The sequence below is a fragment of the Streptomyces sp. adm13(2018) genome, from assembly GCF_008042145.1.
Taxonomy (GTDB): domain Bacteria; phylum Actinomycetota; class Actinomycetes; order Streptomycetales; family Streptomycetaceae; genus Streptomyces.
In genome coordinates this window covers 146,087-159,605 of sequence record NZ_RDBH01000141.1, presented here as the reverse complement: position 1 = coordinate 159,605, position 13,519 = coordinate 146,087, and the positions used below count along the sequence as shown (strand labels likewise).

Genomic DNA, 13,519 nt, shown 5'->3' with positions numbered 1-13,519 from the left:
CCACACCCCCACCCCCAGGGGCTTGACGCGCCCCCCAATCCAACTTAGGTTTGCCTTACCTAAGTGCGCGACACTCTGTAACCCGACGCCGGCCCTGGCAGTCGCGCACACGGCCTCGGGGCCCGGTCGCCTTCCGGCAGCCGGGCCCCGAGCTCGTACACCCATCCTCCGCGACCGCGGCTCACGCCTCGGCGATCACCACCGCGGACGCCACCCCCGCGTCATGGCTCAGCGAGACGTGCCAGTGCTTCACACCCAGCGCCTCCGCCCGCGCCGCCACCGTCCCGGTCACCCGCAGCCGCGGCTGCCCCGTGTCCTCGACGTACACCTCGGCGTCCGTCCAGTGCAGCCCGCCCGGCGCGCCGAGCGCCTTCGCGAGGGCCTCCTTGGCCGCGAACCGCACCGCCAGCGACGCGGGCCCGCGCCGCTCGCCGCTGGGGAGCAGCAGCTCGCTCTCCAGGAAGAGCCGCTGGAGCAGCCCCGGTGTCCGTTCGATCGACGCGGCGAACCGGTCGATCTCCGCCACGTCGATCCCCACCCCAATGATCATTTCCCACTCACTCCACGGTCACGGACTTCGCCAGGTTGCGCGGCTGGTCGACCTCGTTGCCCCGCGCGGTGGCGAGCTCGCAGGCGAAGACCTGGAGCGGCACCGAGGAGACCAGCGGCTGGAGCAGCGTAGGCGTCGCGGGGATGCGGACGAGGTGGTCGGCGTACGGGACGACCGCCTCGTCGCCCTCCTCGGCGATCACGATCGTGCGGGCGCCGCGGGCCCGGATCTCCTGGATGTTGGAGACGATCTTGTCGTGCAGCACCGAACGGCCCTTCGGCGAGGGCACGACCACGACGACGGGCAGGTCCTCCTCGACGAGCGCGATCGGTCCGTGCTTGAGCTCGCCGGCGGCGAAGCCCTCGGCGTGCATGTACGCCAGTTCCTTGAGCTTCAGGGCGCCCTCCAGCGCGACCGGGTAGCCGACGTGCCGGCCGAGGAAGAGGACGGTGTCCTTGTGGGCGAGCGAGCGGGCGAGGGCCCGGACGGGCTCCATGGTCTCCAGGACCCGCTCGACCTCGTCGCCGATCCGGGCCAGCTCGCGGACGACGGCCTGGATCTCGTCGCCCCACTTGGTGCCGCGGACCTGCCCGAGGTAGAGCGCGAGGAGGTAGCAGGCGACGAGCTGGGTGAGGAACGCCTTGGTGGAGGCGACCGCGACCTCGGGCCCGGCGTGGGTGTAGAGGACGGCGTCGGACTCGCGCGGGATCGTCGACCCGTTGGTGTTGCAGACGGCGAGCACCTTGGCGCCCTGCTCGCGCGCGTGCCGCAGCGCCATCAGCGTGTCCATCGTCTCGCCCGACTGGGAGATCGCGATGACGAGGGTGCGCTGGCCGAGGATCGGGTCCCGGTAGCGGAACTCGCTGGCGAGCTCGACCTCGCAGGGGATGCGGGTCCAGTGCTCGATGGCGTACTTCGCGATGAGGCCGGCGTGGAAGGCGGTGCCGCAGGCGATGATGACGATCTTGTCGGCCTCGCGGAGCACCGCGTCGGGGATGCGCACCTCGTCGAGGGTGAGCCGGCCGGTGTCGTCGATCCGGCCGAGGAGGGTGTCGGCGACGGCCTTCGGCTGCTCGGCGATCTCCTTGAGCATGAAGGAGGCGTAGCCGCCCTTCTCGGCGGCGGAGGCGTCCCAGTCGACGTGGAAGGCGCGGACCTCGGCGGGCGCCCCGTCGAAGTCGGTGACGGTGACGCCGTCCCGGGTCACCTCGACGACCTGGTCCTGGCCGAGTTCGATGGCCGAGCGGGTGTGGGCGATGAACGCGGACACGTCGGAGGCGAGGAAGGTCTCGCCCTCGCCGACGCCGACGACGAGCGGCGAGTTCCGGCGGGCGCCGACGACCACGTCCGGCTGGTCGGCGTGCACCGCGACCAGCGTGAACGCCCCGTCGAGCCGCCGGCACACCAGCCGCATGGCCTCCGCGAGGTCCCCGGCGGAGGAGAACTCCTCGGCGACGAGGTGGGCCACGACCTCGGTGTCCGTGTCGGACCGCAGGTCGTGGCCGCGCTCGGCCAGCTCGCCGCGGAGGGCGGCGAAGTTCTCGATGATGCCGTTGTGGACGACGGCGACGCGCCCGGCGTTGTCGAGATGGGGGTGCGCGTTGGCGTCGGTCGGCCCGCCGTGCGTGGCCCAGCGGGTGTGTCCGATGCCCACGGACCCGCCGGCCAGCGGCCGTTCCACGAGTTCCTTCTCCAGGTTGACGAGCTTGCCCGCCTTCTTCGCCGCGGCGAGCCCTCCGTCGGAGAGCACCGCGACACCGGCCGAGTCGTAGCCCCGGTATTCGAGCCGCTTGAGGCCCGCGACCACCACATCAAGCGCCGACTGCCCGCCGACGTATCCCACGATTCCGCACATGGCGGCAGCCTACGGCCGAAGACGCCCGAAGCGGCGCAGTTCAGGACAGCTTGGCCGCCTGCGCGTCGACCACGGCCTGCGGAAGGGCCTTGACGCCACCGGGGGCGACGCTGATCGTCGAGAACGACGCGAGCGTGTTGCCCTTGCGGAAGACGACGAGCTTGCTGACGAAGGGCTTGCCCTCCATGTCGGAGGTGACGGTGAAGGCGACCGCCTCGTCGCCGGCGGTGACGGTCTCCGGAGCGACCTTGGCGACCTTCGACTTCTCCTTGAGGTGGGCGACCCCGAAGCCGCCGGCGCACTCCGCACCGGCCTTCTTCACCGAGGCGAAGGCCTCCTGGGCACCCTGCCCGTCGTACGAGCCGAGCGTGAGCATCGTGACACGGGCGCCGAGCCCGCCGAGGATCGCGTCCTCGGGCGAGGCCGACGGGTCCTTCTTCGGCTCTTCGATGACCTTGCGCCCCGCCGAAGCGGCGGGCGAGCCGGGCGAGATCAGAGACATCGCGTGGGCGATCGGCGTACAGACGGCCTTGTCGGCGGTGACCGAGGCCGCCGGGACGATGTCCCCGTCGTCGGTCTTCGTCACCTGGTGGCCCTTGACGTCGGCCGTCGCCACGATCAGTTTGTCCAGCTCGGCGGCCGACAGCGCCTTGGCCGCGGGCGCACCGGTGGCGGAGGCACTGGGCGCACCGGTGCCGCCCTTGTCCCCCTTGTCGCCGCTCTTCTCCCCGCCACCGCAGCCGGTGACGAGCAGGGCGAGGGACACGGCGCTGACCGCGACGGCGGCGCTTCGCATGGACGTACGCATCTGAGATGGCTCTCTGTTCTCTTCGAGTTCCTACGCCGCCCGACAGGACGACTCCCCCCGCGTGAAGATCGACGGCCCACGCGGCGTCAAGCAGCATGACCGCCCGGCGGCGGTGCGACAACCGCTTTTGCGTGACCCACCCCACGGTCGTCCCACCGCCCACGGAGCCGTGCGACCCCCGACAATGGCAGCGTGATCACTTCGCCGCCACGAAGCGCCAACGGCACGACGCCCTACGTCGACCTCACCCGCGCCGAGTGGAGCGCCCTGCGCGACAAGACTCCGCTGCCCCTCACCGCCGAGGAGGTCGAGCGGCTCCGTGGCTTCGGGGACGTCATCGACCTGGACGAGGTGCGGGACATCTACCTCCCCCTCTCCCGCCTGCTCAACCTGTACGTGCAGGCCACCAGCGGACTGCGCGGCGCCCTGAACACCTTCCTCGGCGAGAGCGCCGAGCAGCGCGGCACGCCCTTCGTCATAGGGGTCGCCGGCTCGGTCGCCGTCGGCAAGTCGACGGTCTCCCGCCTCCTCCAGGCCCTCCTCGCCCGCTGGCCGGAGCACCCGCGCGTGGAGCTGGTCACCACGGACGCCTTCCTCTACCCGATGGAGGAGCTGAAGGCCCGCGGCCTGATGTCCCGGAAGGGCTTCCCCGAGTCGTACGACCGCCGGGCCCTGACCCGGTTCGTCGCGGACATCAAGGCGGGCAAGGACGAGGTGACCGCCCCGGTCTACTCGCACCTCATCTACGACCGCGTCCCGGGCGAGCGCCTCGTCGTCCGCCGCCCCGACATCCTCATCGTCGAGGGCCTGAACGTCCTCCAGCCCGCCCTCCCCGGGAAGGACGGCCGCACCCGCGTCGGTCTCGCCGACTACTTCGACTTCTCGGTGTACGTGGACGCGCGCCCGGAGGACATCGAGCGCTGGTACCTCAACCGCTTCCGCAAGCTGCGCGACACCGCCTTCCAGAACCCTGACTCGTACTTCCAGCGGTACACCCAGGTCTCCGAGGACGAGGCCCTCGACTACGCGCGGACCATGTGGCGGACCATCAACAAGGTGAATCTCCTGGAGAACGTGGCCCCCACCCGCGGCCGGGCGACTCTCGTCGTCCGCAAGGGCCCCGACCACAAGGTGCAGCGGCTGAGCCTCCGTAAGCTCTGAGGATGCTGCATCTCCGGATGATCGTTCCGCCCGACCGCACCCGGGCCGCGGTCGAGGTGATCGAGTCGACGGTCGGCACCGCCCATGTGGTGGTGCTGCCGGGCGCGGCCCGCGACCCCTCGGGCGACGTCGTGATGTGCGACGTGGCCCGTGAGGCCGGCGACGAACTCCTCAAGAGCCTGCGTGCGCTGAGGATCGATCAGGACGGCTCCATCGCGGTCGGGAACATCGACCTCTCCCTCTCCACCCGCGCCGACCGCGCCGAGAAGGAGGCCCCCGGGGAGCCGGCGGACGCGGTCATCTGGGAGCAGCTGACGGACGCGACCCACGAGGAGTCGACGCTCTCGATCACCTACACCGCGTTCATGATCCTGGCGACGATGATCGCGGCCTGCGGTGTCGTCCTGGACAACGCGATCCTGATCGTCGGTGCCATGGCGGTCGGCCCCGAGTTCGGTCCGCTCGCCGGGGTCTGTACGGCGGTGGTGCGCCGCGAGCCGAGGCTGGCCGCCCGCTCGCTGATCGCGCTGCTCGTCGGCTTCGCGCTGGCGATCGCGGCGACCACGGTGTTCAGCCTGGGCATGGACGCGCTCGACCTGTTCAGCGAGAGCCGCCTCGACGGCGACCGCCCCAACACCAGCTTCATCTGGCAGCCGGACCCGTTCTCCTTCGTCGTTGCGGTACTCGCGGGCGTGGCCGGCACCCTGTCCCTGACCTCCGCCAAGTCCGGCGCCCTGGTGGGCGTGGCCATCTCGGTCACGACGGTCCCGGCGGGCGCCAACGCGGCCGTGGCCCTCAGCTACGGCGAGTTCGGCCAGATGTGGGGCTCGGTCGAGCAGCTCCTGCTGAACCTCTTCGGGATCATGCTGGCCGGGATCCTGACCCTCTCCACGCAGAAGCTCCTCTGGCGCACCCAGCGCGGACGCTGGCGCCGCGCTCCCAGGGCCCGCAGGGGTGCACGCTGAGAGGGCCCTGCCGTACCGGTACCGGTACGGCAGGGCCCTCCACGCATGACGATGCCTCAGAAAGCCTAGCCCAGAGCCGACTTCACGACATCCGCGAGACGCTGCGCGACCGCGCGCGCCTGCTCGATGTCCGCGGCCTCGACCATGACGCGGACCAGCGGCTCGGTGCCGGAGGAGCGGAGCAGGACACGGCCGGTGGAACCGAGCTCCTGCTCGGCGGCGGTGACCGCGGCGGCGAGGTCGCCGGAGGTCTTCACCCGGGACTTGTCGACGTCGGGGACGTTGATGAGGATCTGCGGCAGCCGCTCCATCACCCCGGCCAGGTCCGCGAGCGACTTTCCGGTGGCGGCGAGCCGGGCGGCCAGCATGAGACCGGTGAGGGTGCCGTCGCCGGTGGTGGCGTGGTCGAGCACGATGACGTGCCCGGACTGCTCGCCGCCGAGTGCGAAGCCGTGCTCCTTCATGGACTCCAGGACGTACCGGTCGCCGACGGCGGTCTGGACGAGGTTCAGGCCTTCGCGCTCCATGGCGAGCTTGAAGCCCAGGTTGGACATCACGGTCGCGACGACGGTGTCCCCGCGCAGCGCGCCCGACTCCCGCATCGCGAGCGCGAGCACGGCGAGGATCTGGTCGCCGTCGACCTCGTCGCCCGCCGCGTCCACCGCGAGGCAGCGGTCGGCGTCGCCGTCGTGCGCGATGCCCAGGTCGGCGCCGTGCTCGACGACCGCGGCCTTGAGCAGCCCGAGGTGGGTGGAGCCGCAGCCGTCGTTGATGTTGAGGCCGTCCGGCTCGGCACCGATGGTGACGACCTCGGCGCCCGCCCGGGCGAAGGCGGCGGGCGAGACGCGGGCGGCGGCGCCGTGGGCCTCGTCGAGGACGATCTTGAGGCCGTCGAGGCGGTTCGGGAGGACGGCCATGAGGTGGGCGACGTAGGTCTCGAAGCCCTCCTCGTAGTCCCGGACCCGGCCGACGCCGGCACCGGTCGGACGCTCCCAGGGGGCGCCCGTGCGGTGCTCCTCGTAGACGGCCTCGATCTTGTCCTCAAGGTCGTCGGCGAGCTTGTGGCCGCCGCGGGCGAAGAACTTGATGCCGTTGTCGGGCATGGCGTTGTGGCTCGCGGAGAGCATCACGCCGAGGTCGGCGCCGAGGACACCGGTGAGGTGCGCGACGGCCGGGGTCGGCAGGACGCCGACGCGCAGCACGTCGACGCCGGCGCTGGCGAGCCCGGCCACGACGGCGGCCTCCAGGAACTCTCCGGACGCCCGCGGGTCACGGCCGACCACGGCGGTGGGCCGATGGCCCTCGAAGGTGCCCGCCTCGCCGAGCACGTGCGCCGCCGCGACCGACAGGCCGAGCGCGAGCTCCGCCGTCAGATCCGCGTTGGCCACACCGCGCACGCCGTCCGTGCCGAAGAGTCGTCCCACAGCTGTCCTCCGAGAAATACGTGCCCAAGCTGATGAAAGAAAAGGGGGTTATGAAAAAACGTACGCCCCGACGGCACGGGCAGTGCCGCCGGGGCGTACGCATGCAGACCGAGCAGGCGATTAACGCTTGCTGTACTGCGGAGCCTTACGGGCCTTCTTGAGACCGGCCTTCTTGCGCTCGACCGCACGGTCGTCGCGCGAGAGGAAGCCGGCCTTCTTCAGCGCCGGGCGGTTGTTCTCGACGTCCGCCTCGTTCAGCGCACGGGCCACGCCGAGGCGCAGGGCGCCGGCCTGACCGGAGACACCGCCACCCGCGATGCGGGCGATGACGTCGTAGCGGTTGTCGAGCTCGAGCACCTTGAAGGGCTCGTTGACTTCCTGCTGGTGCACCTTGTTGGGGAAGTAGTCCTCAAGGGTGCGACCGTTGATCTTCCACTTGCCGGTGCCCGGAACGATCCGGACGCGGGCGATGGCGTTCTTGCGACGGCCCAGGCCGGCGGCCGGCTGCGGGTCGCCGAAGCGGCCGGCGAGCGACTCGGAGGTGTACTCACCCTCGACGAGCTCGGTCTCGGTGGTGTACTCCTCGACGCCCTCGAACTCGTCGACGGGGGTCTCGGGGGTGGTCTCGGCCACGATGCTCCTCAGATTTCTTTCGTTCTTAGGGGGTGTGGCCGGAACTACTGCGCGACCTGGGTGATCTCGAACGGGACCGGCTGCTGAGCAGCGTGCGGGTGGTTCTCGCCCGCGTAGACCTTCAGCTTCGAGAGCATCTGACGGCCCAGGGTGTTCTTGGGGATCATGCCCTTGATGGCCTTCTCGACGGCCTTCTCGGGGTTCTTGGCCAGCAGCTCGTCGTAACGGACGGAGCGCAGACCACCCGGGAAGCCGGAGTGGCGGTAGGCCAGCTTCTGGGTCTTCTTGTTGCCGGACAGGTGGACCTTGTCAGCATTGATGATGATGACGAAGTCGCCCATGTCCATGTGGGGCGCGTAGACGGGCTTGTGCTTGCCTCGCAGGAGGTTCGCAGCCGTCGTCGCCAGACGGCCCAGGACGATGTCCTGCGCGTCGATGATGTGCCACTGGCGAGTGACATCGCCGGGCTTGGGGCTGTACGTACGCACTTCGTAGCCTTCGCTTCTTCAGTGGATGGAGTCCAGACACACCTGAAGCGATCATGCAGCTGGGGCCTGCACTGCCGGGACACCGCCCGTATGCGAGCCACTGGTAACTGCTCCAGGGAACCTGCGTAGGGGCCGTTCGTCCGACAACGACGAAGCCACTACGCACAACAAACCGCAACAGTACCCGCGCCCCCCGGACGGGTCAAAACGCGCGGCCCCACCCCAGCCGACGCCGGTCACCCGAGGTCAAGCCCGGGCCGACCCGCCAAGCCGACCGCCCAAGGTCACCGCGCCCGGTCCACCCGCCGCTCGTCCCACACCGGCTCCGTGGTCTCCCGTACGACCCCGTCCGAGCCGAAGACCAGGAAGCGGTCGAAGCTCTTCGCGAACCAGCGGTCGTGGGTCACGGCCAGCACCGTGCCCTCGTACGCTTCCAGGCCGTCCTGCAACGCCTCCGCCGACTCCAGGTCCAGGTTGTCCGTCGGCTCGTCCAGGAGCAGCGCCGTCGTGCCCGCCAGCTCCATGAGCAGGATCTGGAACCGCGCCTGCTGCCCGCCCGAGAGCTTGTCGAACGACTGGTCGCCCTGCCGCTCCAGCTCGTACCGCCGCAGCATCGACATCGCCCCGCCCCGGTCCTTGGCGTGCTCCGTCCACAGGATGTCGACCAGCGGCCGCCCGGCCAGCTCCGGGTGCGCGTGGGTCTGGGCGAAGTGCCCCGGGACCACCCGGGCGCCCAGCTTCCAGAGGCCCGTGTGCGCGACCGACGGGTCCCCCGCGAGCAGCCGCAGGAAGTGCGACTTGCCCGAGCCGTTCGAACCGAGGACGCCGACCCGCTCCCCGTAGAAGATCTCCAGCGAGAAGGGCTTCATCAGCCCGGTCAGCTCAAGGTTCTCGCAGGTCACCGCACGGACGCCGGTACGGCCACCGCGCAGCCGCATGGTGATCTCCTGCTCGCGCGGCGGCTCCGGCGGCGGCCCCGCCTCCTCGAACTTCCGCAGCCGGGTCTGCGCCGCCGCGTACCGCGAGGCCATGTCGTGGCTGACCGCGGCCGCCTGCCGCAGGTTCACGACGAGCTTCTTCAGCTGCGCGTGCTTCTCCTCCCAGCGCCGCTTCAGCTCCTCGAACCGCGCGAACCGCTCCCGCCGCGCCTCGTGGAAGGTGTCGAAGCCGCCGCCGTGCACCCACACGTCCGAGCCGGCCGGACCGGGCTCGACCGCGACGATCTTCTGCGCGGCCCGGGACAGCAGCTCCCGGTCGTGGGAGATGAACAGCACGGTCTTACGGGTCTCCCGGAGCCGCTCCTCCAGCCACCGCTTCCCGGGGACGTCCAGATAGTTGTCCGGCTCGTCGAGGAGCAGCACCTCGTCGGAGCCGCGCAGCAGCGACTCCAGGACGAGCCGCTTCTGCTCACCGCCGGAGAGCGTCCGGACCTCCCGGAACTGCGCCTTCTCGTACGGGACGCCGAGCGCGGCCATCGTGCACATGTCCCAGAGGGTCTCGGCCTCGTACCCCTGCACCTCGGCCCAGTCGCTGAGGGCCTGCGCGTACTTCATCTGCGCGGCCTCGTCGTCGACGGTCATGATCAGGTGCTCGGCCTCGTCGACGGCCTTCGCGGCGTCCCTGATCCGGGGGTGCGCCACCGACACCAGCAGGTCGCGCACGGTCGACGCGTCCCGTACGGAGCCGACGAACTGCGGCATCACGCCGAGGCCGCCGCTGACCCTGACGGTGCCGCCGTGCGGCTGGAGCTCCCCGGAGATCATCCGGAGCAGTGTGGTCTTCCCGGCGCCGTTGGCCCCGACGAGGGCGACGACGGCGCCCTCTCCGACCCGGAAGGAGGCGTCCCCGAGGAGGATCCTCCCGTCGGGCAGGTAGTACTCAAGATGCGCGGCCTCGACATGTCCCATGGGGTGCATTGTCGCCGCCCGCGTCGCCTCGACCCAACCGGTTTAGGATGCGCGGCATGAGCTTTGGGGGACCGCAGTGGCCGCAGGAGCCACAGCAGGGCGGACAGCAGGGGTACGGGCAGCAGCCGCGACAGGGCGGGCAGCAGGACGGACAGCAGGGGTACGGGCCCCAGCCCGGCCAGGGCTGGGGGCAGCCGCACGGGTACGGGCCGCAGCCCGGCCAGGGCCCGGCGCCCGACCCGTTCCCCGGCGCCCAGAGCGGCGGGACGACGCCCGACTGGGGCGCCCTGGCCGACGCCTCGGCCTCCCGCAACCGCCGCAAGCGCTGGCTGGTGATCGGCGGCGGCGCGCTGGCCGCCCTGGTCGTCGGCGCGATCGTGGCGACCGCCGTGGTGGCCTCCGGCAAGAAGAACGACGAGGCCAAGAACGGCGGGGCGCCCACCGGCTCGGCCTCCGCGACCGCGGAACCGACCCCCGAGCCGACCTTCTCCTCGGTGGCGCCGCCTCCCCCGCCGAACCCGAAGGACTACATCTCGGACCCGAAGAAGGACAAGGCCCCGCTCTCCGCGGAGGGCCTCTTCCCGGGCAAGAAGCTCACGATGAACAAGCGCCCCTACCGCAAGGGCGCCACCGCCTCGACGACCGACTGCACGGCCGCCACCCAGGGCGGCCTCGGCGCCGTCCTCAAGAAGAACGGCTGCCAGCGCGTGCTCCGCGCGACCTACGTGCGGGACGGCGTGGCGATCACCGTCGGCGTCGCCGTCTTCCCCTCGGAGTCGGCGGCCCTCAAGGCGAAGAACCAGGCCACCGGCGGCATCGCCCCGCTGGCCGGCGCGGGCGTCCGCGACTTCTGCCGCGCCACGGTCTGCCTGCGCCGCTCGAACTCGGTCGGACGCTACGCCTACTTCACCCAGTCCGGCTTCGCCGACGGCAGGAAGGTCACCAAGGCCGACAAGCCGATCTTCCAGGCCAGCGACGACCTGGGCACCTTCGCCTTCAACCAGATCTACGCCCGCGGCCGCGCCCAGGCCTCAGCAGCAGCCGGCGCTCCCGGGGAGTGACCGCTTGTTCCTGGCCTCCCGGTTGCGGGCGGCCAGGAGCTCGTCGGCCGGGTAGCCGACCTCTTCGAGGGTGAGGCCGTGCGGCCGTACGACGTGCACGGCCGAGTCCCGAACGCCGGCCGCGAGCACCTGGCCCGGCCAGTCCACCGGCCGGTGCCCGTCGCCGACGAAGAGCAGGGCGCCGACCAGCGAGCGGACCATGTTGTGGCAGAAGGCGTCGGCCTTCACGGTGGCTTCCAGCACCCCGTCGGGCCGCCGCTCCCACCGCAGCTCCTGGAGCGTGCGGATGGTGGTGGCCCCCTCGCGGCGCTTGCAGTACGCGGCGAAGTCGTGCTCGCCGACGAGTGCGGCGGCGGCCTCGTTCATGGCGTCCATGTCGAGCGCCCAGTCGTGCCAGAGGACGTGTCCGCGCTGGAGCGGGTCGACCCCGCCGGGGTTGTCGGTGACGCGGTAGGCGTAGCGGCGCCAGATCGCGGAGAACCGCGCGTTGAAGCCGCTGGGGGCCTCGGTGAGGGACCAGACCCTGACGTCGTGCGAGAGGCGCCCCGCGAGCCGCCTGAGCAGCTTGTCGCGGTGCTCGGCCCACAGCTCGACGGGCAGGTCGACGTGCGCGACCTGGCCGCGCGCGTGCACCCCGGAGTCGGTCCGGCCGGCCACCGTCAGCTCGTACGTCTCCGTCGACCGGGTCACGGTCCGCAGCGCGGCCTCGATGTCCCCCTGCACGGTCCGCCGCCCACCGGCCTGCCTGGCCCAGCCGGAGAAGTCCTTGCCGTCGTACGACAGGTCGAGGCGGACCCGTACGAACCCGTCCTGCACGTCATCGCTCACGCGGAACAATCCTCTCGAAACCTTGGAAACGCGGTGCGGGCCCGCACCCCACGGAGGGGGTACGGGCCCGCACACGAGAACAGTCGTGGAGAACGCTTACGCGTCCTTCGACTCCTCGGCGGCCTCGGTCTTGGTGGCCTCGTCGGCCTCCTTGACGGCGCGCTTGGTGGCGGCCTCGGCCTCGTCGACGGTCGCCTTCTTGGCGATCTCGCCCTCGACCAGCTCGATCACGGCCATCGGGGCGTTGTCGCCACGACGGTTGCCGATCTTGGTGATGCGGGTGTAGCCACCGGGGCGCTCCGTGTAACGCGGGGCGATCTCGGTGAAGAGGGTGTGGACGATGCCCTTGTCGGTGATCGTCTGCAGCACCAGGCGACGGTTGTGGATGTCGCCCTTCTTCGCCTTGGTGATCAGGCGCTCGGCGACCGGACGCAGGCGACGGGCCTTGGCCTCGGTGGTGGTGATGCGGCCGTGCTCGAAGAGCGACTTCGCCAGGTTGGCGAGGAGCAGCTTCTCGTGCGCGGCGGAACCGCCGAGGCGGGCACCCTTCGCGGGACGCGGCATGGTGTTTCTCCTTGTGATCTGCACCGGCCGTATGAGGTACCGGTGTCAGTGTCCGAGCGGGCGGTCACCCGTCGGAGACCCCGCACCCCGAAGGGGCGCGGGGAACTGCGCGACCGGCCGAAGTCGGCCCGCAGCAGAATCGCGACCGTCAGTACTGCTCGGTCTCGACGAACCCGGCGTCCGCGTCGTCGTCCGCGCCGAAGGCGTCGGCCGCGGCGGTCGGGTCGAATCCGGGCGGCGAGTCCTTCAGCGCGAGGCCCATACCGGCCAGCTTCGCCTTGACCTCGTCGATCGACTTCGCACCGAAGTTGCGGATGTCGAGCAGGTCGGCCTCGGAACGCGCCACGAGCTCACCCACGGAGTGGATGCCCTCGCGCTTGAGGCAGTTGTACGAACGAACGGTGAGCTCGAGCTCCTCGATCGGCAGCGCCAGGTCGGCGGCGAGGGCGGCGTCCGTGGGGGACGGGCCCATGTCGATGCCCTCGGCGTCGATGTTGAGCTCGCGCGCCAGACCGAACAGCTCGACCAGGGTCTTGCCGGCGGACGCCATGGCGTCACGCGGGCGCATGGCCTGCTTGGTCTCGACGTCGACGATCAGCTTGTCGAAGTCGGTGCGCTGCTCGACACGGGTCGCCTCGACCTTGTACGTGACCTTGAGCACCGGGGAGTAGATGGAGTCGACCGGGATACGGCCGATCTCCTGGCCCGCCTGCTTGTTCTGCACGGCGGAGACGTAGCCGCGACCGCGCTCGACGGTCAGCTCCATCTCCAGCTTGCCCTTGCCGTTGAGCGTGGCGAGGACGAGGTCGGGGTTGTGCACCTCGACACCGGCCGGGGGCGCGATGTCAGCGGCGGTGACCAGACCCGGGCCCTGCTTGCGCAGGTACATCACGACCGGCTCGTCGTGCTCCGAGGAGACGACCAGCTGCTTGATGTTGAGGATGAGGTCGGTGACGTCCTCCTTGACGCCCGGCACGGTGGTGAACTCGTGCAGGACGCCGTCGATGCGGATGCTGGTGACAGCGGCACCCGGGATCGAGGACAGGAGGGTACGGCGGAGGGAGTTGCCGAGGGTGTAGCCGAAGCCCGGCTCCAGCGGCTCGATCACGAACCGGGAGCGGAACTCGTCGACGACCTCTTCGGTCAGCGAAGGACGCTGAGCGATAAGCATGTGTTCAATCCTTCAGTCGTGGACGCCCACTATTTGACGCCCGACGGAGTGCTGCGTACTGCAAGGGTACGGGCGGCACGGTCCGAAGAGCCGTACCGCCCGAA

General features: G+C 70.7%; 13 protein-coding genes. 3 read left to right on the top strand and 10 right to left on the bottom strand.

The window, feature by feature from the left end:
• Window positions 1-181 precede the first annotated feature (181 nt).
• From EAO70_RS28750 to EAO70_RS28740, 3 genes are read right to left on the bottom strand one after another with little or no spacing between them, the layout of a single operon-like run.
• Window positions 182-550: a holo-ACP synthase gene (locus EAO70_RS28750; protein WP_148005781.1), complete on the bottom strand. Its 369-nt coding sequence runs from the start codon at window positions 548-550 to the stop codon at window positions 182-184.
• A gap of 7 nt (window positions 551-557) precedes the next feature.
• Window positions 558-2,405, bottom strand: coding sequence for a glutamine--fructose-6-phosphate transaminase (isomerizing) (gene glmS / locus EAO70_RS28745; protein ID WP_148005780.1), 1,848 nt, complete (start codon window positions 2,403-2,405; stop codon window positions 558-560).
• A gap of 40 nt (window positions 2,406-2,445) precedes the next feature.
• Entirely contained in the window at window positions 2,446-3,201 is a 756-nt protein-coding gene (locus EAO70_RS28740) for a hypothetical protein (RefSeq protein WP_261993101.1), read from the bottom strand.
• 204 nt (window positions 3,202-3,405) lie between these two features.
• Here EAO70_RS28740 and coaA point away from each other — a divergent pair, with 204 nt between their 5' ends.
• Window positions 3,406-4,374 (top strand): type I pantothenate kinase, encoded by a 969-nt coding sequence (gene coaA / locus EAO70_RS28735; RefSeq protein WP_148005778.1) that lies wholly within the window; start codon window positions 3,406-3,408, stop codon window positions 4,372-4,374.
• Window positions 4,375-4,376: 2 nt separating this feature from the next.
• Complete coding sequence (locus EAO70_RS28730; RefSeq protein WP_148005777.1) at window positions 4,377-5,339, top strand: DUF389 domain-containing protein; 963 nt, start codon at window positions 4,377-4,379, stop codon at window positions 5,337-5,339.
• A gap of 65 nt (window positions 5,340-5,404) precedes the next feature.
• On the opposite strand, the gene glmM is transcribed toward EAO70_RS28730, so the two are convergent.
• The 4 genes from glmM to EAO70_RS28710 all read right to left on the bottom strand — a co-directional run bounded on the left by glmM (window position 5,405) and on the right by EAO70_RS28710 (window position 9,791).
• Entirely contained in the window at window positions 5,405-6,763 is a 1,359-nt protein-coding gene (gene glmM, locus EAO70_RS28725; protein WP_148005776.1) for a phosphoglucosamine mutase, read from the bottom strand.
• A gap of 120 nt (window positions 6,764-6,883) precedes the next feature.
• Window positions 6,884-7,396 carry a 30S ribosomal protein S9 gene (gene rpsI, locus EAO70_RS28720; RefSeq protein ID WP_148005775.1) on the bottom strand — a complete coding sequence of 171 codons (513 nt, stop codon included), beginning with the start codon at window positions 7,394-7,396 and terminating at the stop codon, window positions 6,884-6,886.
• A 44-nt stretch (window positions 7,397-7,440) separates the two neighbouring features.
• Window positions 7,441-7,884, bottom strand: a complete 444-nt coding sequence (gene rplM / locus EAO70_RS28715; protein ID WP_148005774.1) for a 50S ribosomal protein L13 — start codon at window positions 7,882-7,884, stop codon at window positions 7,441-7,443.
• Window positions 7,885-8,168: 284 nt separating this feature from the next.
• Window positions 8,169-9,791 carry an ABC-F family ATP-binding cassette domain-containing protein gene (locus tag EAO70_RS28710; protein WP_187284085.1) on the bottom strand — a complete coding sequence of 541 codons (1,623 nt, stop codon included), beginning with the start codon at window positions 9,789-9,791 and terminating at the stop codon, window positions 8,169-8,171.
• 56 nt (window positions 9,792-9,847) lie between these two features.
• Here EAO70_RS28710 and EAO70_RS28705 point away from each other — a divergent pair, with 56 nt between their 5' ends.
• Entirely contained in the window at window positions 9,848-10,852 is a 1,005-nt protein-coding gene (locus EAO70_RS28705) for a hypothetical protein (protein WP_148005772.1), read from the top strand.
• On the opposite strand, the gene truA is transcribed toward EAO70_RS28705, so the two are convergent.
• The 3 genes from truA to EAO70_RS28690 all read right to left on the bottom strand — a co-directional run bounded on the left by truA (window position 10,823) and on the right by EAO70_RS28690 (window position 13,415).
• Window positions 10,823-11,680 carry a tRNA pseudouridine(38-40) synthase TruA gene (truA, locus tag EAO70_RS28700; RefSeq protein ID WP_148005771.1) on the bottom strand — a complete coding sequence of 286 codons (858 nt, stop codon included), beginning with the start codon at window positions 11,678-11,680 and terminating at the stop codon, window positions 10,823-10,825. The two genes, EAO70_RS28705 and truA, sit on opposite strands and share 30 nt — an antisense overlap.
• Before the next feature lie 96 nt (window positions 11,681-11,776).
• Window positions 11,777-12,244: a 50S ribosomal protein L17 gene (gene rplQ, locus EAO70_RS28695; protein ID WP_148005770.1), complete on the bottom strand. Its 468-nt coding sequence runs from the start codon at window positions 12,242-12,244 to the stop codon at window positions 11,777-11,779.
• A 148-nt stretch (window positions 12,245-12,392) separates the two neighbouring features.
• Window positions 12,393-13,415, bottom strand: coding sequence for a DNA-directed RNA polymerase subunit alpha (locus EAO70_RS28690; protein ID WP_024755423.1), 1,023 nt, complete (start codon window positions 13,413-13,415; stop codon window positions 12,393-12,395).
• Window positions 13,416-13,519: the final 104 nt, after the last annotated feature.

What these genes read in the sequence shown, in the direction of transcription:
- EAO70_RS28750 (WP_148005781.1), bottom strand. Translation starts at nt 550, where the DNA reads ATGATCATTGGGGTGGGGATCGACGTGGCGGAGATCGACCGGTTCGCC.
- glmS (WP_148005780.1), bottom strand. Translation starts at nt 2,405, where the DNA reads ATGTGCGGAATCGTGGGATACGTCGGCGGGCAGTCGGCGCTTGATGTG.
- EAO70_RS28740 (WP_261993101.1), bottom strand. Translation starts at nt 3,201, where the DNA reads ATGCGAAGCGCCGCCGTCGCGGTCAGCGCCGTGTCCCTCGCCCTGCTC.
- EAO70_RS28730 (WP_148005777.1), top strand. Translation starts at nt 4,377, where the DNA reads ATGCTGCATCTCCGGATGATCGTTCCGCCCGACCGCACCCGGGCCGCG.
- EAO70_RS28710 (WP_187284085.1), bottom strand. Translation starts at nt 9,791, where the DNA reads ATGGGACATGTCGAGGCCGCGCATCTTGAGTACTACCTGCCCGACGGG.
- EAO70_RS28705 (WP_148005772.1), top strand. Translation starts at nt 9,848, where the DNA reads ATGAGCTTTGGGGGACCGCAGTGGCCGCAGGAGCCACAGCAGGGCGGA.
- rplQ (WP_148005770.1), bottom strand. Translation starts at nt 12,244, where the DNA reads ATGCCGCGTCCCGCGAAGGGTGCCCGCCTCGGCGGTTCCGCCGCGCAC.
- EAO70_RS28690 (WP_024755423.1), bottom strand. Translation starts at nt 13,415, where the DNA reads ATGCTTATCGCTCAGCGTCCTTCGCTGACCGAAGAGGTCGTCGACGAG.